Source organism: Streptomyces sp. NPDC093085 (genome assembly GCF_040683935.1).
Lineage (GTDB): Bacteria > Actinomycetota > Actinomycetes > Streptomycetales > Streptomycetaceae > Streptomyces.
This window is the reverse complement of record NZ_JBFBFB010000001.1, coordinates 722,982-745,903: the sequence shown is the minus strand read 5'-3', so window position 1 is coordinate 745,903 and position 22,922 is coordinate 722,982. Positions and strand designations below refer to the sequence as shown.

17 protein-coding genes and 1 pseudogene are annotated in these 22,922 nt (G+C 70.6%); 11 read left to right on the top strand and 7 right to left on the bottom strand.

Features of this window, described 5'->3' with window-relative positions; genetic code table 11:
- Positions 1-77: 77 nt before the first annotated feature.
- A complete protein-coding gene (locus AB0O07_RS03050; protein WP_365625906.1) occupies positions 78-956 on the top strand; it encodes a response regulator transcription factor in 879 nt (292 codons plus the stop codon).
- On the top strand, positions 956-2,416 hold the full coding sequence (locus AB0O07_RS03045) for a HAMP domain-containing sensor histidine kinase (protein WP_365625903.1): 1,461 nt from the start codon (positions 956-958) through the stop codon (positions 2,414-2,416). The genes AB0O07_RS03050 and AB0O07_RS03045 overlap by 1 nt, the downstream gene beginning before the upstream one ends.
- Positions 2,417-2,479: 63 nt before the next feature.
- Here AB0O07_RS03045 and AB0O07_RS03040 read toward each other — a convergent pair whose 3' ends face one another.
- The 4 genes from AB0O07_RS03040 to AB0O07_RS03025 form a co-directional block, all read right to left on the bottom strand.
- Entirely contained in the window at positions 2,480-3,199 is a 720-nt protein-coding gene (locus AB0O07_RS03040; protein ID WP_365625900.1) for a class I SAM-dependent methyltransferase, read from the bottom strand.
- Between the two features lie 100 nt (positions 3,200-3,299).
- Positions 3,300-5,870 (bottom strand): SpoIIE family protein phosphatase, encoded by a 2,571-nt coding sequence (locus AB0O07_RS03035; protein WP_365625897.1) that lies wholly within the window; start codon positions 5,868-5,870, stop codon positions 3,300-3,302.
- A gap of 135 nt (positions 5,871-6,005) precedes the next feature.
- Positions 6,006-8,618: an MFS transporter gene (locus AB0O07_RS03030; protein ID WP_365625894.1), complete on the bottom strand. Its 2,613-nt coding sequence runs from the start codon at positions 8,616-8,618 to the stop codon at positions 6,006-6,008.
- 234 nt (positions 8,619-8,852) lie between these two features.
- The gene (locus AB0O07_RS03025) at positions 8,853-9,299 is read right to left on the bottom strand and encodes an SRPBCC family protein (protein ID WP_365625891.1); all 447 of its coding nucleotides are present in this window, start codon (positions 9,297-9,299) and stop codon (positions 8,853-8,855) included.
- 139 nt (positions 9,300-9,438) lie between these two features.
- On the opposite strand from AB0O07_RS03025, the gene AB0O07_RS03020 reads away from it, so the two are divergent.
- Complete coding sequence (locus AB0O07_RS03020) at positions 9,439-10,470, top strand: Rv2578c family radical SAM protein (RefSeq protein ID WP_365625888.1); 1,032 nt, start codon at positions 9,439-9,441, stop codon at positions 10,468-10,470.
- Positions 10,471-10,612: 142 nt separating this feature from the next.
- On the opposite strand, the pseudogene AB0O07_RS03015 reads toward AB0O07_RS03020, so the two are convergent.
- Together AB0O07_RS03015 and AB0O07_RS03010 are read right to left on the bottom strand one after the other, a co-directional pair.
- A pseudogene (locus tag AB0O07_RS03015) lies at positions 10,613-11,093 on the bottom strand (deaminase); the annotation flags it as partial.
- A 77-nt stretch (positions 11,094-11,170) separates the two neighbouring features.
- Positions 11,171-11,332, bottom strand: coding sequence for a hypothetical protein (locus AB0O07_RS03010; RefSeq protein WP_365625885.1), 162 nt, complete (start codon positions 11,330-11,332; stop codon positions 11,171-11,173).
- A 1,174-nt stretch (positions 11,333-12,506) separates the two neighbouring features.
- Here AB0O07_RS03010 and AB0O07_RS03005 point away from each other — a divergent pair.
- Genes AB0O07_RS03005 through AB0O07_RS02995 form a run of 3 tightly spaced genes read left to right on the top strand, consistent with a single transcriptional unit; the run spans position 12,507 to position 16,989 of the window.
- A complete protein-coding gene (locus AB0O07_RS03005; RefSeq protein ID WP_365625882.1) occupies positions 12,507-13,259 on the top strand; it encodes a class I SAM-dependent methyltransferase in 753 nt (250 codons plus the stop codon).
- The gene (locus tag AB0O07_RS03000) at positions 13,256-16,165 is read left to right on the top strand and encodes an AAA family ATPase (RefSeq protein WP_365625879.1); all 2,910 of its coding nucleotides are present in this window, start codon (positions 13,256-13,258) and stop codon (positions 16,163-16,165) included. The genes AB0O07_RS03005 and AB0O07_RS03000 overlap by 4 nt, the downstream gene beginning before the upstream one ends.
- A complete protein-coding gene (locus tag AB0O07_RS02995; RefSeq protein ID WP_365625876.1) occupies positions 16,162-16,989 on the top strand; it encodes a hypothetical protein in 828 nt (275 codons plus the stop codon). The genes AB0O07_RS03000 and AB0O07_RS02995 overlap by 4 nt, the downstream gene beginning before the upstream one ends.
- A 515-nt stretch (positions 16,990-17,504) precedes the next feature.
- Here AB0O07_RS02995 and queC read toward each other — a convergent pair.
- Positions 17,505-18,221: a 7-cyano-7-deazaguanine synthase QueC gene (gene queC, locus AB0O07_RS02990; RefSeq protein ID WP_365625873.1), complete on the bottom strand. Its 717-nt coding sequence runs from the start codon at positions 18,219-18,221 to the stop codon at positions 17,505-17,507.
- A gap of 491 nt (positions 18,222-18,712) precedes the next feature.
- Here queC and AB0O07_RS02985 point away from each other — a divergent pair, with 491 nt between their 5' ends.
- From AB0O07_RS02985 to AB0O07_RS02965, 5 genes are all read left to right on the top strand, one after another.
- Complete coding sequence (locus AB0O07_RS02985) at positions 18,713-19,078, top strand: 6-carboxytetrahydropterin synthase (RefSeq protein ID WP_365625870.1); 366 nt, start codon at positions 18,713-18,715, stop codon at positions 19,076-19,078.
- 107 nt (positions 19,079-19,185) lie between these two features.
- Entirely contained in the window at positions 19,186-19,857 is a 672-nt protein-coding gene (locus AB0O07_RS02980; protein ID WP_365625867.1) for a 7-carboxy-7-deazaguanine synthase QueE, read from the top strand.
- A complete protein-coding gene (gene folE / locus AB0O07_RS02975) occupies positions 19,854-20,486 on the top strand; it encodes a GTP cyclohydrolase I (protein WP_365625865.1) in 633 nt (210 codons plus the stop codon). The genes AB0O07_RS02980 and folE overlap by 4 nt, the downstream gene beginning before the upstream one ends.
- A complete protein-coding gene (purB, locus tag AB0O07_RS02970) occupies positions 20,483-21,865 on the top strand; it encodes an adenylosuccinate lyase (protein ID WP_365625862.1) in 1,383 nt (460 codons plus the stop codon). The genes folE and purB overlap by 4 nt, the downstream gene beginning before the upstream one ends.
- The gene (locus AB0O07_RS02965) at positions 21,850-22,914 is read left to right on the top strand and encodes an adenylosuccinate synthetase (RefSeq protein ID WP_365625859.1); all 1,065 of its coding nucleotides are present in this window, start codon (positions 21,850-21,852) and stop codon (positions 22,912-22,914) included. Before purB ends, AB0O07_RS02965 begins: the two co-directional genes overlap by 16 nt.
- The last annotated feature ends 8 nt before the right edge of the window (positions 22,915-22,922 follow it).

The window sequence follows — 22,922 nt, the reverse complement described above, 5'->3', positions numbered from 1 at the left end:
TTATCGTACGGTGTTCGCCCCGGCGCGTCCGCCGGGCGGAAATCGCGGTGCCCGAATTCACGGAGAGACGGAATTACATGACCCTGAGGGCCCTGCTCATCGAAGATGACGCGACGATCGCGGAACCCCTGGTCGAGGGTCTGGGACGGTACGGGGTGACCGTGGGCCGGGTGGCCACGGGGACGGAGGGGCTGCGCGGCCCGTACGGGGACATCGTGCTGCTCGATCTCGGGCTGCCGGACATGGACGGCATCGACGTCTGCCGAGGCATCCGGCAGGTCTCGGACGTCCCCATCATCATGCTCACCGCGCGCGGCACGGAGGCCGACCGGGTGCTCGGCCTGGAGCTGGGCGCGGACGACTATCTGGCGAAGCCGTTCAGCGTACGGGAGTTGATCGCCCGGATCCGGGCCGTGACCCGCAGGACCACCGCCTGGTCCGGTCCCGCCCCGGCCGCCGGGGCCCCGGCGGGACAGCCGGTCTCCCCCGAGGCGGCCACCGGTGGCCCCGGCCCGTTCGACGGGATCCCGGCGCCGATCGGGGTGGAGGTGACCAACGCCCAGCCGCCCGCCACGGGCGCCCTGATCGTGGACCGGCGCACCCGGCAGGTCTGGGTCGGCGAGCGGGCGGTGATCCTCACCCCCAAGGAGTTCGATCTGCTGGCCCTCCTCTCCGAGGACCCCGGCGCGGTCTACTCGCGCCAGCAGATCCTGGACCGGGTCTGGGACCCGAACTTCCACGGCCCCACCAAGACCCTGGACGTCCATGTCGCCACCCTGCGGCGGAAGTTGGGGGATCCCGCGTGGATCCAGACGCTGCGCGGCGTGGGCCTGCGGCTCGCCGTACGGTCGGAGCCGCGCCCGGAGGGGGTGCGGAGGGCCCGGCCGGCCAGGGCCTCGGGACCCGCGTACGACAGGACCGGACCGGCCTTCGACCACCCGGAGTTCCGGTTCTGATGACACGCCGACTGCTGGTCAGCTATCTGACCCTCGCCGCGCTGGTCCTGCTCTGCCTGGAGCTCCCGCTCGGCTACGTCTACAGCCGGGCCGAACGGGAGCGGGCCACCAACGCCGCCCACGAGGAGGCCGAGGCGATCGCCGGATACGCCTCGCTCACCCTCGCCTACCAGCACCCCGACGAACTCTCCGCCCAGGTCACCGCCTGCGCGGAGCGCATCGGCGGCCGGGTCCTCGTGGTCGATCCGGCGGGCGCCCTGCTCGCCACCTCGCATCCGCTCGACGCGGCGGACCAGGCAGCGCTGGCCGACCGCCCGGAGATAGCGGCGGCGCTGCGCGGCGGCAACGGCGCCGATGTACGGACCTCGTCGATCGGCGGCGTCAACTGGCTCTCGGTCGCCGTGCCGGTGCGGCACGGCGCGACGCTCCAGGGCGCCGTCCGGCTCATCGTCCCCACCGGGGCGATCGCCGACGACGTGCACCAGGTGTGGCTGGGGCTGGCGCTCGGCGGGGCCGGGGTCCTCGTCGCCGTCGGTACGGTGGCGGCCACCCTGGCCCGCTGGATCGGCCGGCCCATCCGCGAACTGGAGCGCGCGGCCCGTACGCTGGCGGGCGGCAGCCTGACCACCCCGGCGTCGGTCACCACGGGCCCGCCCGAAGTCCGGGTGCTGGCGGCCACGTTCAACCGTACGGCCGCGCTGCTGGAGCATCTGCTCGCCTCCCAGAGCGCGTTCGCGGGGGAGGCGTCCCATCAGCTCAAGACCCCGCTCGCGGCGCTGCGGCTCCGCCTCGACAATCTGGAACCCGATGTGCCGCCGCATCTGCGCGGCCATCTCGACGCGGCGATGACCGAGACGGACCGGCTGGCCAGGATGGTCGAGTCGCTGCTCGCGCTGGCGAGGATGGAGGAGACCGCGCTCACCCCCGAGCCGGTCGACCTGGACCGGGCGGCGAAGGACCGCGTCCACGCGTGGGGCGCGCTCTACGAACGGCACGGGGTACGGCTGCTGCTGCTCGGCGCCCCGGTCGGCCGGGCCCTGGCGGTGCCCGGCGCGGTCGAGCAGATCCTGGACAATCTGCTCTCCAACTCCCTGCGGGTGGCTCCGGCGGGCTCCACGGTGACCGTGTTCCGGCGGCTGAGCGGTATCTCGGCGGAGCTCCATGTCGCGGACCAGGGGCCCGGGATGACCGCCGAGCAGCGGCGGCGCGCCTTCGACCGGTTCTGGCGCGCGCCCGACGCGCCCAAGGGCGGCACGGGTCTCGGCCTCTCCCTCGTCCAGCGGCTCACCCTGGCCAGCGGCGGCGAGGCGGTGCTGCTGGAGGCGCCGGGCGGCGGCCTGGAGGCGGTCATCCGGCTCCAGACCCTGACCCCCCGCCATCCCGGCGGCTTCCCCCTCCCCCTCCCCCGCCGCCGCCCCATGGCCGGGTCGAAGGCGGGCGCGGGGGTGGGCGCGGGGTGAGCCGGAGCGGCCGGCGGCCGAGGTGCCCAGGGGGCGGCGCGTACGCCCGTACGGGACGACCGGTTACCGCCCCGCGAGGACGAACCAGCGGGCGGGCAGGTCGATCCGGGTGCCGTCGGGCAGGTGTTCGGTCTGCGGGAGTGCGGTGTCGCCGTCGGCCAGGATCTCCAGTCCCGCCGCGCGGAGCAGGCCGGGGATCTCGTCCTCGGTGGCGCTCGCGGGCTTCAGACCGTGCTCGAAGACCCGGCGCAGCTTCTCCGGCGGGCCGCCGGGCCCCTCGGCGGCGCTCCGCAGCACCTCCTTGGAGGCGGGGGTGAGTTCGGCGACGAAGGCCCGGCCGCGCGCGCCGATCAGATGGGCGACGGCCGCCGCGACGGCCGGCCGGTCCTGGGGCTCGCTCTGGTGGATGACGGCCCGCATATAGACATTGGTCTCCCCGGTGCGCCCCCGCAGCGCCCGGACGGCCTCCTCGTCGACCAGGTCGACCTGCTCGAACTCGGCGCTCCCCGCAGGGTCGGCGCGGCGCGCGTGGGCGATCGCCTCGTGCGAGAGGTCGACGCCGATGGCGCGCGAGAAGCGGGTGGCGAGATAGCGGGTCTGGGTGCCGTTGCCGCAGCCGAGGTCGACCACGGGCAGTGCGGCGTCGGCGTACGGCAGGAGCAGTTCGCTGTGCGGGACGGAGCCGAGCGAGGGATCGCAGTCCCAGATCGCCTCCCCCGGGGCATCGGAGGTCTCCCGCCAGTAGCCTTCCCAGGATTCGCGGTAACGCGTGGACACGTCCATGTCGGTCCTTCCCCTTGCCGGGCTCACCAGGAGTGCTTCTGTCGCACCATGGAGTACCGCCCGTGGGGCGGGAGTGGCAAGAGGGCCCGGGGTGATCCGATCACCTGGACCGGGGGTGGACGCGCGCACCCGCACCGGCCGGGAGTGCGAGTTCGAACCAGACGGTCTTGCCGTGGGCCGAACTGCTGCTGCCCCACTCCCGGGCCAGCGCGCTGACGACCCGCAGCCCGCGCCCGGCCTCGTCCGAGGGGCCCGCGCTCAGCAGGGTGGCGGGGGCGGGTTCGTCGTCCAGGACCTCGCAGAGGAGGGCGTCGGTACGGACCAGACGGAGCACCACCGGGTGGGTGCGGGCGTGCTGGACGGCGTTGGTGACCAGTTCGCTGACCATGAGTTCGGCGGAGTCCACCACGGTGCCGGGCAGCTCCCAGCCGCGCATCCGCTCCCGGACCAGCCGCCGGGCGCGCCCCACTTCCCCGGGTTCCAGGGCGAGTTCGTACTCGGCGACATGGCCGGCGGGGATCCCGTTGAGCCGGGCCATCAGCAGCGCCACGTCGTCCTTGCGTCCGTCGCGGGTGTTGAGCGCCCGGATGATGGTGTCGCAGGCGTCGGCCATCGAGGCGGCGGGGTGGGCGGCCGAGGCGCAGAGCGCGGCGAGCCCGTCGCCGATGTCCGCGCCGCGCACCTCGACCAGGCCGTCGGTGCAGAGCACCAGCCGGTCGCCGGGGCGGATCCGTACGGTGACGGTCTCGAAGGCGACCCCGCCCACGCCGATGGGCGCGCCGGTCGGCACGTCGAGCACCTCGCCGCTGCCGTCCTCGGCGCGGACCAGCACCGGCGGGATATGGCCCGCGTTGGCGATCTGCACCTCGGAGCGGATCGGGTCGTACACCGCGTACAGGCAGGTGGCCAGGTACTGTTCGCCGAGCCGCTGGGCCAGGTCGTCCAGGTTGCGCAGGAGTTGGGCCGGCGGCATCTCCATGGTGGCCATCGTCCGGACGGCGGTGCGCAACTGCCCCATCATCGCGGCCGAGTTGAGGCCGTGGCCCATGACGTCCCCGACGACGAGCGCGGTGCGGGAGCCGGGGAGTTTGACGGCGTCGAACCAGTCGCCGCCGATCCGGCCGAGCCGGGTGCCGGGGAGATAGCGGGTGGCGATGTCGCAGCCCGCCATCCGGGGCTCGACCTGCGGCAGCATGCTGTCCTGGAGCGTCTCCGCGACGTTCTCCTGGTAGGTGTACATACGGGCGTTGTCGAGGACGAGCCCGGCGCGGGCGGCGAGTTCGGCACCGGTGGTGCGGTCCATGGCGTCGAACGGCTCGCGCCCGGGGCGGCGGAGCAGCACCATGAAGCCGAGGACGACATCGCGGGCCTTGAGCGGGACGACCAGCAGGGAGCGGTTGTTGATGAGGGGCCGCAGATCCCGCTTCTCGAACTCGCCGGAGATCCGGTCCCCCTCGCGCTCGCCGATCCGGGGGATGAGGACGGGCTCGCCGGTGCTCATGCACCGGAAGAACGGGGTGTGTTCGGGGAAGGCGATGGCCTCGCCGACCGGGACCGTGTCGTCCCACCGCCCCGGTTCGTCGTTGTGTTCGACCCAGACGCGGTGCCAGAGGGTGGTGGCGTCGGGCGGCCCGTCGGGGAAGCCCTCACCGGCGAGGACGGCGGCGCGCAGATGGGTGCCGGCGAAGTCGGTGAAGCGGGGCACGGCCGCGCTGGTGACCTCGCGGATCGTACGGGCGAGGTCGAGGGAGGAGCCGATCCGGCCGCTGACCTCGTTGAGGAATTCGAGGCGCTCGCGCACCGCCGCGTACTCCAGGTCGAGTTCGGGCCTGTTGACCGTGGGCCGGTCCGCCGGGCGGCGCGGGTGCGGTACGGACTCCACCGGGAGGCGGTGGACCGTATGGCCCGGCGCCCGCTTCGGCACGCCCCAGTCGGGGGTGACCGGGATCCGCTCCTGGTGGCTGAACTCCATGACGGGGTAGCCGAGTTCGAGGACCTGGGAGACGATGCGGCCGGCTGCGGCCGGGCCCATGTTGGGCAGGATGTCCGGCAGCCGCCTGGCCAGCCGGTCGGCGTCGGGGAACTCGGTGTGCAGGGCGAAGGCCGGGGTGATCCGGAGCGCGCCGCCGTCCGGGTCGCCCGGAGCGCCGCCGTCCGCCGAGCGGAACTGGGCGGCGTCGGCGGCGAGCACCAGATGGCGTCCGGGGCCCGGTCCCACCAGCGGATAGGCCCACCAGAGCAGATCGATCCGGCCGGATCCGGGGGCCGGTCCAGGCCCGGAGACCTTGGCGCACCCGGCGGTCGGGAACGCGCCCCGGCTGTGCAGCCCGGGCCCCAGGGTGCCGGAATCGCCGAACCCCTGTTCCCCGTAATCCTGCTCCCCGTACGCCTGTTCCCCGTATCCCTGGCCGTCGTACCCGTACCCGTACCCGCCGTACCCGTACCCTCCGTTGACCATGCTCCGCTCGTCCGGCGCGAGCGCCCCGGCCACCGGCATCAGATCCGCGGCGGGCCGGCCCACCGCCTCTTCCCGGGCCGGGCCGAAGAGCCTGCGGGCCCCGCTCGACCAGTGCGAGACCAGACCGTCGCCGTCCACGACGACCACGGCGAGCGGAATCCGGCCGTCTGCCACGGAAAACTCCGGCGGCCTCGGCGGAATACCCCTGTCCATGGGTGGGAGGCTCCTTCCCTGCCGCCAGGATCCGCGGCTCCGCCCTCCACGGTACGCACCTTCACAGTGGTTGCGCCGGGCAATGAATTAATAGGCAGTGCGCCCGCGCACAACCCTTTTCCGGCTGACTTCCGGTCAGTCTTCGTGGCCCAGTTGGAGATCGCGTTCGGTCCGTCCGCCGCCCGCCATCCGGAGCACGGTGGCGACCGGCGGATACCCCGCCGCGATCACCGTGTACTCGCCGGAGGAGAGATCGACGAAGCGGAAGACGCCGTCGCTCCCCGTGGTGAGGGTGTCCACGACATTGCCGGCCGCGTCGAGCAGGGTGACCCGGGCGTCCTCCACCGGGCGCCCGCCCCCGGCCCGTACCGTTCCGCGCAGCACCGCCCCGCCGGCCAGTTCGATGTCCTGCCGGGTCTCCCGCGCCGCCTGCACGGTGACGGGGAGCGCGGCGGGCCGGAAGGCGGGGGCGGAGGCCGCCAGCGTGTACTCGCCCGCGACCAGCTCCGAGATCACATAGCCGCCCTCGCGTCCGCTGCGGGTCGACGCCACGACCTCGCCGCGGACATCCGTGAGGGTGACGGCGGCGTCCCGTACCGGTGTGCCGTCGGCGGTGCTCACGGTGCCCGCGAGCCGCCCCGCGCCGCCGAGGACCACGTCCAGCTCGACCGGGCGCTCCCCGACCGTCACCGTGACGGCCTGTGGCTGGTGCCCGCCGGCCGCCGCGATCATGACGTACGAGCCGGGCCCGGGGACGCTCAGCGCGTACCGCCCGTCCATACCGCTCGCGCCGCGCCCGATCTGCTGCCCCTGGACGTCGATGAGGGTGAGGGCGGCCCGGGGCACCGTGGACCCGTCGGGGTGCTGGACGGTGCCGCAGACGGCCACGCCGGGGATGTACGGGGCGGGGGCGCCCGGGAGCGGGGCGGCGTGCGCGGGGTGCCCGGCCTCCGAGCGGGCGAAGGGCACCGTGCCCTGCTCTTCGGTGGCGGGCTCTGCGGCGGGGGCGTTCTGGGACACCAGGGGTTTCTCCTTGAGGAAGAAGGCGGTCAACAGGCCGAGCGCGAGCACCGGCACGAGGTAGAGGAAGATCCGGGGCATGGCCTCCGCGTACGCCTGGACATAGCCGTCGCGGAGCGCGGGCGGCAGGGCGCGGACCAGCTCCGGGGTGAGCGAGTCGGGGCTGGGCAGTCCGCTCGCGGCGTCCACCCGCGCGGCGATCTCGTCGGTGAGCCGGGCCGCGAAGAGCGTGCCGAAGAGGGCGGCGCCCAGGCTGCCGCCGATCTGCCGGAAGTAGTTGTGGGCGCTGGTGGCGGTCCCGAGGTCGGCGGGGCGTACGGAGTTCTGTACGGCGAGCACCAGCACCGGCATCACCAGGCCGACCCCGATCCCGAGGACCGCCTGGGCGACGCCGCAGACGAGCCGCGAGGTGTCGGCTTCGAGCCGGGAGAGCAGCCACATCCCGGCGGCGGCGATCACGGAGCCCACCACCGGGTAGACCTTGTACCGCCCCGTACGGCTGACGAGCTGCCCCGAGACGACGGAGGCGATGACGATGCCGCCCATCAGGGGGAGCATCAGCAGCCCGGACTCGGTGGCGCCCGCGCCGCCCGCCATCTGGAGGAAGGTCGGCAGATATCCGGCCGCGCCGAAGAGCGCCACGCCGGAGACGACCGCGAGCACCCCGGTGACATTGAAGACGGAGTCGCGGAAGAGGCGGAGCGGGATGAGGGGTTCGGCGGCGTACCGCTCGGCGAGCAGGAAGAGCAGCGAGGTCACCACGGCCCCGGCGAGCAGCGCGAGGATGGTCTCCGAGCCCCAGGCGTAGGTGGTGCCGCCCCAACTGGTCAGCAGCACCAGGCAGGTGGAGGCGGCGGCGAGGAGCAGGATGCCGGGGAGGTCCAGCCGGCCCCGGACGGCGGGGCGGGGCAGCTTGAGGACGACGGTGACGACGGCGAGGGTGACCAGCCCCAGCGGCACGTTGAACCAGAAGCACCAGCGCCAGGAGGCATGGTCGGTGAAGAAGCCGCCGAGCAGCGGTCCGGCGACGGAGGCGAGCCCGAAGGCGGCGCCGATGAGCCCCATGTAGCGGGCGCGGCGGCGGGGCGGGACGATGTCCGCGATGATCGTCTGGACCCCGATCAGCAGCCCGCCCGCCCCGGCGCCCTGGAGCGCCCGGAAGGCGATGAGCTGCTCCATCGTGCGGGACCAGCCGGCCAGCGCGGAGCCGATGACGAAGACGACGATCGCGAACTGGAAGACGCCCTTGCGGCCGAGGAGGTCGCCGAGCTTGCCGTAGACGGGCAGGCCGATGGTGGAGGTGAGCAGATAGGCGGTGATCGCCCAGGACATCCGCTCCAGGCCGTGGAGTTCCCCGACGATCTTCGGCAGCGCGGTGGCCACGATCATCTGCTCCAGCGAGGCGAGCAGCAGGGCGAGCATCAGCCCGAGGAAGACAAGACGAACCCGGCGCGGGCTGAGCGGGGCGGGGGCGGCGGCCTGGGAGGCGGTCGCGGGGTGCTCGCGCTCGCCGGACGTACCGTCGCGGGACACGCCGTCCCGGTACGTACCGGCCTCGTACGTACCGGCCGTACCGTCGCCGTCCGCGCCCTGGCCATAGGCATCGGCGTACGCGCCGTACGCGCTCCCCTCGGACGCGCCGCCCTCCGACGCGCTCCCGCCGGACGCGCGGTCCCCGTCGCCGCGTTCGGCGACCGGGCCGTCCTTCGCCAGCGTGGTCCCACCCATGTGCCGCTCCCCTCGTCACACCTGCGCGGCGCCATTCTTCGCATCGGGCGCCGAGCGGGAGCAAACGGAAGGCTCTCCCCCGAAGAGGAGTGTGACGGGCGGAAGTTGATCGGAAAAGGGGGCAACGAGGCGCTCATCAGGGGCTTTCCCGCGACACCGCGCGCCGGGGGCGCACCACCGCGCCGCGGGGAAGACCACTCGAAACGGTGAGCCGGGAGGGGAATCCCGGACGGGTCAGGACTTCTCGGTCTCCTTGGCGAGGTTGGCCAGCACCTCGTCGTAGATCCGGCCGAGCCCCTTCGGCGCGAAGGTCCGCTCGAAGAAGCCGCCGATGCCGCCGGCGCCGTTCCAGACGGTGGAGACGACGGCCTTCGAACGGCCCTCACCGGCGGGGGTGACGGTCCAGGTGGTGACCATCGAGGAGTTGCGGTCCTTCTCGACCAGCCGGCCGTCGCTGGGCTCGGTCACCTCCAGCAGGCAGTCGCGCACGCGCTTGCTGGTGGCCTGGAGCTTCCAGTGGACGAGGGTGCCCTCTCCGTCGCCGCCCTCGCGCACCTCGTACTCGCTGAACTGCCCCGGGAGGAGCTTCGCGCGGGTGTTCTCGTAGTCGGCCAGAGCATCGAACACCGTCTCCGGGTCCGCCGCGATGACTCGCTCCGTCGTGGCCTCGACCTGCGCCATGGCTCTTCCTCCAGCACTCGGGTTCTCAGTGGGGTGCGGCCACCCAACCACCCCCCGGCACGCCCGCCCAAATCCGGGGTGGCGGCGATCAAGCGAACAGATGTTCTATTCTGTGGCCAGTGCTACCGAGGAGGCATCCATGCGCTGGGACAATCTGGCCGAAAGCCCACCCGCGGAGATCGCGCTGTTCGGCACGGACGCCGTGGTCACGCGCACGTTCGACACCCCCGAGTTCCGCGGGGTGACCTTCCACGAGGTCCGGGCCCGTTCGATCGTCAACCGGGTGCCGGGCGCGTCCCGGATGCCGTTCGAATGGACCGTGAACCCGTACCGGGGATGCACCCACGCCTGCGTGTACTGCTTCGCGCGCAAGACCCACAGCTATCTGGATCTGGACACCGGGCTGGGCTTCGACTCGCAGATCGTCGTCAAGGTCAACGCCCCTGAGCTGGTCCGCCGCCACCTCGGCTCCCGCCAGTGGGAGGGGGCGCATATCGCCATGGGCACCAATGTCGACTGCTACCAGCGGGCGGAGGGGCGGTACGCCCTGATGCCGGGCATTCTGGCCGCGCTCCGCGACCACGCGAACCCGTTCTCGATCCTCACCAAAGGGACACTGATCCTCCGCGATCTCGACCTGCTGCGGGAGGCCGCCGCCGTCACCGATGTCGGCGTCTCGGTCTCGGTCGGCTTCACCGACCAGGAGCTGTGGCGCACCGTCGAGCCCGGCACACCCGCCCCCGAGCGCCGGCTCGACGTGGTGCGCGCGCTGACCGCCCAGGGGCTCGACTGCGGGGTGCTGATGGCCCCGGTGGTCCCGTTCCTCGGCGACCGGACCGAGCAGCTCAGGGCGACCGTACGGGCGATCGCGGCGGCCGGGGCGACCTCGGTGACCCCGCTCGTGCTCCATCTGCGGCCCGGGGCGCGGGAGTGGTTCATGGCGTGGCTGGGGCAGCACCACCCGTGGCTGGTGGGGCGGTACGAGCGGATGTACGCGGCCGGTGCGTACGCGCCGAAGTGGTACCAGCGGCGTATCACCCGCCAAGTACACGAACTGGCCGACGAGTTCGGCATCGGCCCCGCGAGCAGCGGCACGGCCCGCCGAATCCGTACCGCCCCCGCGGCGCCGCCGCCCCAGGAACCCGGCGGGACCCAGCTCACCCTGCTGTGATTCCGGGCAGCGCGTAGTCCGCCGCCCGGAGTACGTCGGTGGCGAGTGCGGCGGCGGCCCGGGAGGCGCGTGGGCCGCCGCCCCTGTCGCCATGACCACAGCGAATCGAAGAACCACCAGCCGCCCTGCGGGAGCTCCGGCGTCACCTGCGCCAGAACAGGTGGTGTGTCACGCCACTCGGGCTGGGCACAACCTCCAGGTGGAACCGGTCGAGCAGTTCATCAGGGGACTCCCCCAGCCGTAGTCCGGACCCGAGCCCTACCGGCGAGACCGCCACCTGCATGGTGTCGACGAGGCCGGCGTCAAGGAACTGCCGGATGGCGGTGACCTCGCCATCCGAGCCGGACAACCTGACCTCGCGCCGCTTCCCGCGCCCGTTCGAGGACCGTGCCCTGGCCGTCGCCGACGAAATGGAACGTGGTGTCGGAGAGCGTGAACGACGGACGCCCGTGGTGGGTCATGACGAACACCGGCGTGCGGAACAGGGGCTCCTCCTCCCTCCCCCACCACCAGCCGCGCCACTCATGGTCCGGCCAGGGACCGCGCTGGGGCCCGAACGTGTTACGGCCCATGATCTCGGCACCGATGTCGCGTGCGAAGTCCCGCGTGAAGTAGCCGTCGAGGGCCGGCTCCCGCCGGGATCCGCGCGCACGGCACCACCCGCCTCCGGGCACGGAAGGCGCGAGACCCGTGAGAGTGTCTACGCCGTCACCAGCCTCGACGCCCGCCAGGTCGGCCCGGCCGACCTGGCCTCCGCGATTCGCGGGCACTGGGGAGTGGAGAACTCCTCGCACCACATCAGGGACGTCACCTTCGCCGAGGACGCCTCCACCGTCCACGCCGGGACCGCGCCACAGGCCATGGCGACCCTCCGCAACCTCGCTATCGGCGTGCCGAAATCCCTCGGAGCCGACAACATCGCCATGACACCCGGGCGATCCGCGACGAGCACTCCCCATCCTGGGCATCACCAACGAAACGGACACCTAGCCAAGGAACTTGAACAAACCCTGCCTTCGCAGACGGGTGTGTGCCTATGCGCCGTCGCCGTCGAATAGGCAACTCGTGCTGATGTGACGAGACACCAGGCCCGTTCATAGTCGACTCATGACCTCGAAGGACAAATGGTCGCCACCGTCGTCGGCCGGGATCCCCCACCGGGGTCGGCATGCGGGTGACGATCCGGCCGGCGAATTCATCCAGCCGGTCTGTCGGCGCTCAGCACCGTACGCCCCATGGGCTCGCCATAGTCAAGCCCAGGCCGCTGGACTTCTTGGTCAATAGCATCAATAGCACCGACGGTATCCGGCCGGCTCGGCCGCTGGGAGATCCGCCGATAATCTGGAGCGCGGCCGGTGCGGAGGTGTGGTCAGCAGCACGGTGACGGCGACTCCGCGAAGCTACATCCTCCTGCCATTGCATGCGGACGCTCGCCCTGTTCACGTGCTCTGGTACGACGCTCCTGCTCTGCATCGTGTGGGCGGCATACGTTTCGCCACCTCTATGAAGGGGAGCACGATGATCTACCACGGCATCCGCCCGAAGGCCCGCCGAGAACCCGTCCACCGCGCCGGACTTCCACCCTGCCCAAGTGCCGCAATCGCTTCGCCCACACATCTGTTACTGCTCCGAAATTCAGATGGTTCCGTTCGAGGATGTGGCAGACATGTGGTCCGCAGATGTAGCCGCAGGCGATGTGGGGGCCGGCGGCCTTGGCGGTTATGGAAGAACCGACGCCACGTCACCATCACAAGCCGGAAGTTGATGACGCACGGCGGATCGGAGTCCGCGCAGTGGGGTCATGTCCACCATCGCGGGGAACCCAGCACCCGTGTCCTTCGCCCCCGTGACCGGAAGGCTGGAGTGGTTGTCCGGAAACGCCTGGAGCAAGGGAGGAGCGGTCGTTGGACCGCCGCTGTGAAAAAGCGCGACACAGCTGCATGATCTGCTCTCATGGATGAGAGCGTGCGGCTTCCCCTCCATTATCCGACCAGCGATGTCTCATCGGAAATTTCAGATCCTCTCCTGGAGGCCTCATGACTACGTTTGAGACGCCCCTTCCCGTCCTCGATTTCCTGGACAAGACCGAGATTCGGTGGCTTTTCGGTCCGGAGGACCGGATGCCGACGCATTACCGCGGGCCCCATCGCCTGAGCCATCGCGACTGGCTGAATTTCGCGGAGCGTCTGGAACGACGCGAGGAGATCTCCGCCACTCTGGCCGCCCTGTCCGGTGGTCAGCAGATGCCGGGCGTCGGCGGCGGTACCGGCAAACTGCCCCGTGCCATCACGGCGCAGGCGGATCAGTGCACCACTGTCGGACCTCATCGAGAGCGAGTGGAGACGCTGCGGGCCAGGGCCGCGACCATCCGTGCGCTGCCAGGCCACGCCGAGGCACCGCCATTCCCGGATCGAAGCTTTGACGCGGTCATGGCCACCTGGGTGTCGCATTACGTCGACGATGTGGTGCGGGCTGTGCGGGAGATGATCCGGGTCTGCGACGAGACCAATGCGGCCGCCCGGATCGTGCTCATCGGCAGTAGCCGGGACAGTGGGTCGGTCAGTCTGCTCAACCAAGTCTGTGTACCTCTCGCCGGTGAGCCGCACGACCGCCAAGGGTCCCTGCTCGCGACTGCCTCGCGGGTTCTCGCCGAAGCCGGTTTTTCCCGGCTGGCGGTGTGGCGGAAAGAGGCCCTGCGCCCGGTGCTGTACCGCCATTTCGCCCAGCGGCCGCACGCCATCGGTGATCAGGACGTCGTACACGTCGCCCATCCGGCGGCGCGCTCGTGACCCAGCGCAGGAGCTTCGTAGGCCACTGGGATGCGCGGCGTGCGCTGGCCAAGGCCGGCCAGGACAGTATGTCCGAGGGCCTGGTCCGGTACGTGGTGTCCGGCGAGGCGGGCATGGGCCGTACCGCGCTGCTCGACGAGTTCGTCCATGACGTCGAGCTCCAGGGCGGTCTGGGCATCCGGCTGGCGGGGCGCCGGGCCGATCACGATGACGCCACGAGGGTGGCGGGCGACTTGGCGCACGCCCTGGCCGCGCGGCTCCCGGGCGAGGGCGCGCACCGCGATGCGCTGCTGTGTGCCGGGGCAACCGCCGATGTCGGGTGGGAAAGGGCGCTGGTCGAGGCGGTCCGAGCAGCGATCTACGCCCTCACCGACGAAGCGCCTGTAGTGCTGACGGTCGACGACGTACATCGCGCTTCCTCGGCCTCGCTGGAATTCCTCCAGCGTGTGACCCAGGTGTGCGCCTGCCGGCCGGTGGTACTGGTTCTGTCGGTACGGCTGGGCGAGCCGGCCCAGGCCCCGGCGGAACTGGCCCGGCTCCTGCTCGGCGGACGGGAAATCGTCCTGTCCGGTCTGACCGAACAGCAGGCCACCACCATGCTGAGCGACCGGCTCGGGCGCCGCCTCGACAAGGCTCTGGCCACCGCCTGCCACCGCGTCACCCTGGGCAATCCATTCCTGCTCGACGCGCTGAGCGCGTGGCTGATGGCAGGCGACGCGCTTCCGGAACCGACGGCGGTGCACGAGGTCGTGCTCCCCGGCATCGTCGAGTACCTTCTCGGGCCGGCACTCTTCGTCGACCTGAACACCGTGCGGCTGGCCGAGACGATCGCGGTGGCGGGACGCGTCGGCAGTGTGGACATCGCCATGGCCGCGCACCTGTCCGGGCTGGGGTTAGTAGACGCCCTCAAGACACTTGACCTGCTGGTGCGGATGCGTCTGGTGGCCGACAACGACGCCGTGGAACTGCGCCATCCACTGCTGCGAGCCGCACTGACCGGCGGCACGACGCTGATGGCCCGCAATGCGGTTCATCTGACCACGGCTGCCTACCTGCATGAACAGGGTGCCCCGGCCGATCTGGTCGCGGCCCACCTGAGCGCTTCGACCGTACCGCAGGAGGGCGCCTGGCCCGCCGGTGTGATGTTGCGGGCGGCGGATATCGCCCGGCGCACAGGCCACCATGCCACCGCACGGCGATATCTCAAGCTCGTGGTGGACAGCGCGTCCGGGCATGAGCAGAGCGAGGCCATGCTCGAACTCGTCGACCTGCGGGGCGAACCCGATGCGGTGTCCGGGCTCGAAGCAGCGGTGGGGATGCTGCCGAGGGCCCGTGACGAGTTCGTGCTGCGTCGGCTGATCAGCCACATCGGACGAACCCTGTCCGACTCGGCCGAGGAGAACCAGCCGATTCTGGACGCGACCGGGGCGGCCCTCGCCGGAACCGCGCTGCGCGGCTGGGACCGGGCCTACCAGACACTGAGCCGGGTGGCCGACGAGCCGCCACCGGCGGCCGCGAAGATCACCAGCACGTTGGCCGAACTTCCGGAGGCTCATGGAGGTGCGCTGACGGCGGCCGCGAGCGGTCTGGCCGCCTTGTACCGGCATGTGGTCAATGACGACCCGCGGGCGGCCCTGCGGTTTGCCCGGGCCGCTCTGGAGCGCGAGATCGACGAACTCGACACCCAACCGCTGGCGCTGCTCGCGGCCCTCACCGTGCTGGTGGAGAGCGGCTACCCGGCCGAGGCTGCGGCCCACCTGCGTAAACTCGACGACGAAGCCTATGGGCCCCGCTACACGCGGCGACCGGATGTGCTGTTCGTGCGGGCCCAGATCGCGTTCGCGGAGGGGAATCTCATCGCGGCCGAGAACGGGCTGAACAGCGCCCTGGCCGCGCTGCCGCAAACCTCGGGCCGGCCCGGGCCACTGCGCACACGCATGGTCGGGCTGCTGGCCTTCGTCCTGCTCTGTGAGGGCCGTACCGGTGACGCCGAGGCGCTGTTGCGGCGGTATGACGGTCCGGAACGTCGGCCGGACTCATGGTGGGCAGGGGACCTGGTGTTCGCGTCGGCCTTCCTGCACGCCAGGGACGGCGATCTCCGCCGGGCCGCCGCAGACCTGACGGAGTTATGGGAGCGTGCCACAGCGACGGGGTGGGGGCTGGTGGGCTCCGCTCCCTGGCGGATCTACGGTGTCGGGCTGTTGGCCCAAGTCGGCTATAACGGGTGGGCGCGGCAGGTCGCCGACTCTCAGGCCCGGTTCGCCGAAGACACCGGGTCCCCGCTGGAGCAGGGCCGTGGGCTGCGCGCGCTGTCCCAGGTCGCCACAGATGACACGAAGGAGGAGTTGCTCCGGAAGGCCGTGGCCGTGCTGGAGTCCACCCAGGGTCAGCTCGATCTGGCTTACGCGGCCGGCGATCTGGGCCGAGTGCTGGCCCAACAGAAGCGTCAGGACGAGGCGGTCACCGAGCTCACCAGGGCGGCACGGCTGGCCGACCAGTGCGGGGCGACCGCGCTGAGCGTCCGTATCCGCCAGCAGGTCCTGGCATTGCACGAGCACCCCTCACTGCGCGGGATTCTCTCGCTCACCGCACGGGAGCGGGAGATCCTGATCGACGCGGTCCGCAGCATGACGAACCGCCAGATCTCGGAGTTCCGGAAGATCAACGTCCGCACCGTCGAGCACCACCTGTCCAGTTCCTATCGCAAGCTGGGTATATCCGGGCGGGATGACTTTCCCGAGGCGTTCCGCAACCGTGCGTTGTGGACACTGATCACCGACGGTCACCCCATTGTCCGGCGGTCGAAGCCGGTAGGATCCCGCGCCGGAGCCGGCACTTCGGCCGTCGGCAGGAAACCTCTCGGTCACGGCCCTGATCCGCGGCCGAGCTGGCGCGGTGATACGTGACGCACCGAACCTTCCGATCCCAGGCAATCGAAGGACAGCAATGCCGGACGACGCGGTTCGACATCGTCGACGAGCTCTTCCCCGACGGCCTGGTCAAAAACCTCGTCTCGGGCTATCAGAGGCTCCTCGAAGCCCTGTTGACGGACGAGGCATGGCAGGCGACCACGTCCGGACTGCTCCCCGAGTACCAGCGGCGCCGGCGCCGGGCCGCCGGCGACACGGCCGCCCCGCTGCCCGCGCTGCGGCTGATGATGCGCGGGGACCGCATTCCTCCGACGCGGCCGGCCGCGCTGCGCGGGCTCAGGGCCCGACCTGGAGGTCGTGTCGCTCGGCGGTCCGACGGAGACCACCATCTGGAGCATCCCGCGCCCGGTCCGCAAGGACGAGGACGGCTCGCGCAGCATCCCGTACGGCAGGCCCAACGCGAACAACCGGCCTATGTGCTGGACACGTTCGGCTGCGACGTGCCCGACTGGGTGAGCGGCGGGATCCGGGCCACCGGCACCGGTCTCGCCCGGGGTCACTGGGCGACGAGGCGTGTACCGCGGAGCGGTTCGTCCACGACCCGGTGCGCGGGGAACGGCTGTACCGGACCGGTGCCCTGGGGCCTTGTCCGTCCGACGGCGAGATCGACATCCTCGCTGGAGCGCCAGGTGGCCGCCCTGTGGGCCACGGCGCTACGGATCGCGGAGACGGACCTCGACGTCATGCGCATGGCCGCCGAGCAGGAGGCGGGGCGGGTGCCCCGCCGGTCGTCCACACTCCCGAGGGCGCGACGTCCCTCAAACTCACCTCCGGCAGCACGGGCGAGCCGAAGACGATGACGGCGAGTGTCGACAGCATCGAGAGCGACCTGCTGGCCGTCCAGGCCAGAAAGGCCGGCCACGCGAGCCACGGGTACCACGGCACTGGAGAGACGAACAGCGGCCGGGCCGAGGATACGGCGTGTTGGGCATACAACGGCCGGCGTTCGGCGACAACGCACCAGCGTTCAGCTGCAGACGGCGGCGGCTCGGGCGGGTACATCGCGGTATCGGCCGCGGAGGAGCCGAATCCGCGAGCGGGACCCAGCCGTCCTGGGTGACCCGGTCGGTGAAGAACGCCTGCGCCGTGGGCCCGACGAGGTCCACGTGGCCCGACGGCAACCGGAACCCGCCACCGGGAGGAAAGAGCCGCCTCGGGTGTTCCGACCGGCGGTGGCAGCGCTGTCTGCCAAGCACGTAGTTCCGCCGTCCAACGCCGTCGCAGCTCCGACTCGTTGTCCGCGATCTCTCGTGTCCAGGAGTGCGGCGGCACCGCTCGGCGGGCCCGACGAGCTGTCCTGCCACCGGATGAATGCTCACGGGGCGGCGAACTCCGTGACACCGTCGATGTAGTCCGTCGGATCGGCGAGGCCGGCTTCGCGGAATGCTTCACGGCGTTCGAAGCACGTTCCGCAGGTGCCGCAGTGCCGTTCGCCACCCTTGTAGCAGGACCAGCTCTCGCCGAGCGGCGCACCCAGACGTGTCCCGTGTGCGGCGATGTCGGACTTCGACCAGTGGATGAAGGGCGCCTCGATCCGGGGCGTGGGGAAGCCCTCGTTGGCGACGCCCACCAGTGTGTTCAGCGCTGACACGAAGGCGGGTCGGCAGTCCGGGTACACGAAGTGGTCACCCGCGTGCATGCCGAGCGCAACCACGGAGGCTCGTTCCGCCACCGCGATCGACACCGCGACGTTGGCCAGGACGGCGTTGCGGTTGGGTACCACCGTGGACCGCATGGACGCTTCCGCGTAGTGGCCGTCCGGTACGTCCACCTGCTTGTCCGTCAAGGCTGAGCCCTTGAGGAGTCGGCCCAGATCGCTCAGGTCCGCCACCAGGTGCCGGGCTCCGAAGTGGGCGGTCACGGCGCGGGCCGCCTCGATCTCACGGCGGTGCCGCTGTCCGTAGTCCACGGTGACGGCGAGCAGGCGGCTGCCGAGCGCGGCGTAGTGCGCCAGGAGGGTGGTGGAATCCAACCCTCCCGACAGGACGACCACGACGGTGAACGGGTCGGGCTTGTCGATGTCCTGGCCCATACGGCTTCTCCTTGCTGTGGCCGAGGTCGCGTGAGGCCGAGGCGTGTCTCGCTCCGGCTGTGCGGTTCCGATCGTCGGCCCGTCACGCGGCCTGCGCATCAGGGCCATGCCCGAGAATTCCCGGGCCGCGTACCGAAGAGTGCGGACCTGGCGACCGAGACTCAGCGGTGCGGCCGGCCGCAAAGCGAGCGACAGGAGCCTCTCCGCGCCCGCACGCTACTCCGACGCCGGCAGCTGTTTCGGTTCCCGCTGTGGAGACTCTCGGTACATCGGCCGCTATTTTGTCGGCCGATACCGTGAGGCGAAGGCCGTGCGGGGGGAGTCATGCTGGGTCCGATCTCGGCACGTGGTGAATGCTCCGCGGATCACCTCCCGCTGGGCCGGCCACTTCCACAATCAGCTTTCCGTGTCAGGACGAATCCAGCCGGGAGCCCGCTGGGACAACGCCGGGACTACAGCGACAGCGCGTTTTCACCTTGGGAGCCGCCCACATGTCCTTCACCATCAGCAAGGAGTTCCACTTCTCTGCGAGTCACCGACTTGACGGCCTGGAGGCGGGCCATCCGTGCGGCCGTCTGCACGGGCACAACTACGTTGTGCAACTGGAGCTCTCCAGCGCCGACGACGGCCTGGACAAGAACGGCTTCGTCCGCGACTACGGCGACCTCTCCTCCTTCCGCAACTGGCTCGACGAGGAGGTCGACCACCGCCACCTCAACGACCTGGTGACCGACCAGAACCCGTCCGCGGAGAACCTCGCCCGGTGGATCTACGAGAGGTGGTCGCCGCAGTTCCCCGAACTCAGCTCTGTGCGGCTCTCGGAGACACCCAAGACCTCGGCGGAGTACCGGCCGTGACACGCAGAAGCACGACCACCAGCGCCACGGTGGACGTTACCGAGGGAGGTGGTGCCTCCGCGGATCCGAAGCTCGTCGTGAACGAGCTGTTCGGCCCGACTTGAACTGTGCAGGGCGAGGGGCCTTCAGCGGGAAGGCGGTGTGCCTTTCTCCGGCTGGGCGGCTGCAACCTGTCGTGCCGGTGGTGCGACACGCCGTACACCTGGGACTGGACGGGAGTCGGCGACACCGGAGTTGCCTACAGTCCACGCGCGGAACTCACAACAATGCCCACGAGCGCTGTACTGGAGCGCCTCCTCGGTTTCTCCGTACCGCTGGTCGTCGTCTCCGGTGGCGAGCCGCTCAACCAGCAGAAGCGCCTGATCCCTCTGGTGACCAGTCTGCTCGCGGCAGGCCACCGGGTGGAGTTCGAGACGAACGGCACTGTGGTGCCGGACGCCCGACTGGTCACCGACGGGGTGCGCTTCAACGTGTCCCCGAAGCTCGCCCACTCAGGAGACCCTGAAACTCGACGACTTGTGCCCGAGGCGCTGCGCGCACTCGCGGCCGTTCCCGGGACGGCGTTCAAGTTCGTCTGCCGGACCGCCGAGGACTTGGACGAGGTCTCCTGGGTGGTGGAGCGCTGGGGGACGACACCGGTATGGATCATGCCGGAGGGCCGGACCGCCGCGGACGTACACCGCAACCTCGCGGGCTTGGCCGACGCGGTGATCGCCCGCGGCTGGAATCTGACGCCACGGCTGCACATCCATATCTGGGGGGAGAAGAGGGGCGTATGACCATGAAGCATCATGACAACGTGCCGTCCGCAGCGCCTTTGTACCACACCGCCGGGCGCACCGACCGGGCCGGCACGGCAGACCCGCTGGAGGAGCTGTGCCGCCAACTCCTGTTGGAGATAGGCGAGGATCCTGACCGCGAAGGGCTGCAGGAGACGCCCGCGCGCTTCGCCCGCTGGTGGCGGGAGTTCACCCAGTACGACGCAGGGAAGGTCGACTCCCTCTTCGAGCTGAAGACACATGGCCAGGTCGTGGTGGTGTCGGACATCGAGGTCTGGTCGCTGTGCGAACACCACCTGCTGCCGTTCTCCAGTTCCGTCACCATCGCTTACCGGCCGGGGAATGCCGTGCTCGGCCTATCCAAGTTCGCTCGCATCGCTCAGCGGCACGCGCACCGGCTCCAGGTGCAAGAACGGCTGGTGGGCGACATCGCCGAGGAGATCAGCGCCGTGACGGCGTCCCCGGACGTGGCAGTGATCGCGCATGGGGAGCACCTGTGCATGAGCATGCGCGGCATCCGCACACCGGCGACAATGACCTCCTCGGTCTTCCACGGGATCTTCGAGGAGTACGGTCCGCCCCGCGAGGAGCTGGTCGCAATGGTTCTCCGGGGGTCGGCCGGGCGATGACGACACCCCTGGATCGAGGCCGTTATGGCAGCGACTCGATGCGGGCCCTGTTTACGGACCAGTCCCGGTACCGCCACTGGATCCGGGTGGAGGGCGCTGTCGCCGCCGTACAGGGAAGACTCGGCGTCATCCCCGCCGACGCGGCCGCGGAGATCAGCGCCAAAGCCGACGCCTATCAACCCGACCTCACCCGCGTTGCCGCCATCGAGGCGGAGAGCAGGCATGAACTGTTCGCCGTCGTACAGCAGTTCGCCGAGTCCTGCGGGCCCCACCAAGGATATGTGCACCACGGGCTGACCAGCAGCGACGTGCAGGACACCGCGATGGCACTGCAACTGGACTCGGCCATCGCGCTGTTGGGGCAGAGGTTGGCCGACCTGTTGACGTCGCTGCGGGACCGGTCCGTCAAAGGGCGCGGTCAGATCATGATCGGGCGTACACACGGCCAGCACGCACAGCCCGTCACGCTCGCGTTCAAACTCGCCGTACATCTCGATCAGATGACGCGATGTCTGGAGCGCCTCGACCAGCTCAGGGAGCGCGCCGTGATGGGCAAGGTGTCCGGGGCCGTGGGCTCGCTCGCCGGTCTGGGATCCGAGGGCGGGCAGGTGCAAGCCGAGGCCCTGGAGCGGCTTGGTCTGCAGCGGGCCCAGATCTGCACGCAAGCGGTCGCCCGCGATCGGTTTGCGGAGTTCGTCGGCTGGGCGGCGCTGACTGCGGCCTGCCTCGAGAACGCGGCCACCGAGGTCCGCAACCTTCAACGCACCGAGATCGGCGAGGTCGCGGAACACTTCGTCACCGGCGCCCAGATCGGCAGTTCCGCCATGCCGCACAAGCGCAACCCCGTCCTCAGCGAGCGCGTGTGCAGCCTGTCGCGACTCCTGCGGTCCTTGGTCGGCCCCGCTCTGGAGAACGTCGTCACCTGGCACGAGCGGGACCTCGCAAACTCGGCCAACGAACGGTTCGTCCTGCCCGAGGTTTGTGTGCTGCTGGAGGAGGCACTGATCACCGCCACCACCGTGGTGGACGGGCTGCTGACATTTCCTGAACGCATGGCAGAAAACCTGGCACGCTCTCAGCACGCCCACCTGAGTGAGGCAATCCTGCTGGCACTCGTCGACACCGGTATGCCCCGCCTGGATGCCTATCGGGTTGTGCAGCGGGCCAGCTCCACCGCCGCGGCCGAGCGGCGCGATCTGCTGCACGTGCTCGCCGCCGACGACCAGGTGACCTGCGTGATCACGCCAGCGCAACTGACATCACTCGCACGTTCCGGAACCGACACGGGTCTGTGCGACGAACTGGCACACGAGGCGGTGCAACGGGCTGATCGGGCCCTGGCCGCCAGAAGCGGAGGGCAAAAATGCCGGGCACGATAGTGGTGGGTGGCCAGTGGGGCGACGAGGCCAAGGGCAAGATCTGTAGCTACCTGGCGATGCGGGACAACCCCACGGTCTCGGTACGTGCCGGCCTCGGCCCGGGTGCCGGCCACACGGTCATCCACGAGGGCCGCACACTGCGCATGAGGCAGTTGCCCAGCGCCGTCATCAATCCCAAGACGCGACTGCTGCTCGGCGCCGGAGTCCTCGTCCGACCAGAAGTGCTTCTGCGGGAGATCCAGGAACTGGGTGTGGGCGACCGGGTGGGCATCGACTTCCGGGCAAGCATCATCGAGCCGGAACACGTCGAGGCCGAGTCCCGTGATCAAAACCTCACAGAGCGGGTGCGCAGCACGGGCAGCGGGCACGGCCCCGCGCTGGCCGCGCGCGCCATGCGGTCCGGGCTCCGAGCCGAAGACATCCCCGAGCTCGCCCCCTACCTGACCGACGTGGCGGCGGAAGCCAACGAGGCCCTGGACCGGGACCAGCACGTCCTGGTTGAGGGAACCAACGGCTACGGCCTGTCGGTGCTGTTCGGCAGCTATCCCTACACGGTCGGCAAGGACAGCACCGCGAGCACGGCCGCCGCCGACGCCGGGCTCGGCCCGCTGGCGATCGACGAGGTGGTGCTGGCCTTTCGGACCTACCCCATCAGGGTCGGCGCCGGTCCTCTGCCCACCGAGATTCCACAAGCCCGCGCTGAGAAACTCGGCATCGTCGAGTACGGCACCGTCACCGGGAGGCGTCGCCGCGTAGGAACCTTCGACCTGGACAAGGCCCGCGAATCCATCCGCGTCAACCGGCCCTCGCGGATTGCCCTCACCTTTCTGGACTACATCGACCCCTCATGCCGCGGTCTGCGCGAGGACACCCTGCCCGAGGCGGCGGCCGCATTCGTCGCCCGGATCGAGGAGGGGCTCGGCCGCCCGGTGGACCTGATCGGCACCGGCCCGGACACCACCGACATCATCGACTGCACCGGCGGCCCCACACTGCACGGCAGGGCAACGGCTCCCGCGGCACGCACCGTTGTGGACGGACCTCGATGACCGACGAG

Coding starts and splice junctions, on each gene's coding strand:
- AB0O07_RS03050 (WP_365625906.1), top strand. CDS start 78: ATGACCCTGAGGGCCCTGCTCATCGAAGATGACGCGACGATCGCGGAA.
- AB0O07_RS03045 (WP_365625903.1), top strand. CDS start 956: ATGACACGCCGACTGCTGGTCAGCTATCTGACCCTCGCCGCGCTGGTC.
- AB0O07_RS03040 (WP_365625900.1), bottom strand. CDS start 3,199: ATGGACGTGTCCACGCGTTACCGCGAATCCTGGGAAGGCTACTGGCGG.
- AB0O07_RS03035 (WP_365625897.1), bottom strand. CDS start 5,870: ATGGACAGGGGTATTCCGCCGAGGCCGCCGGAGTTTTCCGTGGCAGAC.
- AB0O07_RS03030 (WP_365625894.1), bottom strand. CDS start 8,618: ATGGGTGGGACCACGCTGGCGAAGGACGGCCCGGTCGCCGAACGCGGC.
- AB0O07_RS03025 (WP_365625891.1), bottom strand. CDS start 9,299: ATGGCGCAGGTCGAGGCCACGACGGAGCGAGTCATCGCGGCGGACCCG.
- AB0O07_RS03020 (WP_365625888.1), top strand. CDS start 9,439: ATGCGCTGGGACAATCTGGCCGAAAGCCCACCCGCGGAGATCGCGCTG.
- AB0O07_RS03010 (WP_365625885.1), bottom strand. CDS start 11,332: ATGGCCTGTGGCGCGGTCCCGGCGTGGACGGTGGAGGCGTCCTCGGCG.
- AB0O07_RS03005 (WP_365625882.1), top strand. CDS start 12,507: ATGACTACGTTTGAGACGCCCCTTCCCGTCCTCGATTTCCTGGACAAG.
- queC (WP_365625873.1), bottom strand. CDS start 18,221: ATGGGCCAGGACATCGACAAGCCCGACCCGTTCACCGTCGTGGTCGTC.
- AB0O07_RS02985 (WP_365625870.1), top strand. CDS start 18,713: ATGTCCTTCACCATCAGCAAGGAGTTCCACTTCTCTGCGAGTCACCGA.
- folE (WP_365625865.1), top strand. CDS start 19,854: ATGACCATGAAGCATCATGACAACGTGCCGTCCGCAGCGCCTTTGTAC.
- purB (WP_365625862.1), top strand. CDS start 20,483: ATGACGACACCCCTGGATCGAGGCCGTTATGGCAGCGACTCGATGCGG.
- AB0O07_RS02965 (WP_365625859.1), top strand. CDS start 21,850: ATGCCGGGCACGATAGTGGTGGGTGGCCAGTGGGGCGACGAGGCCAAG.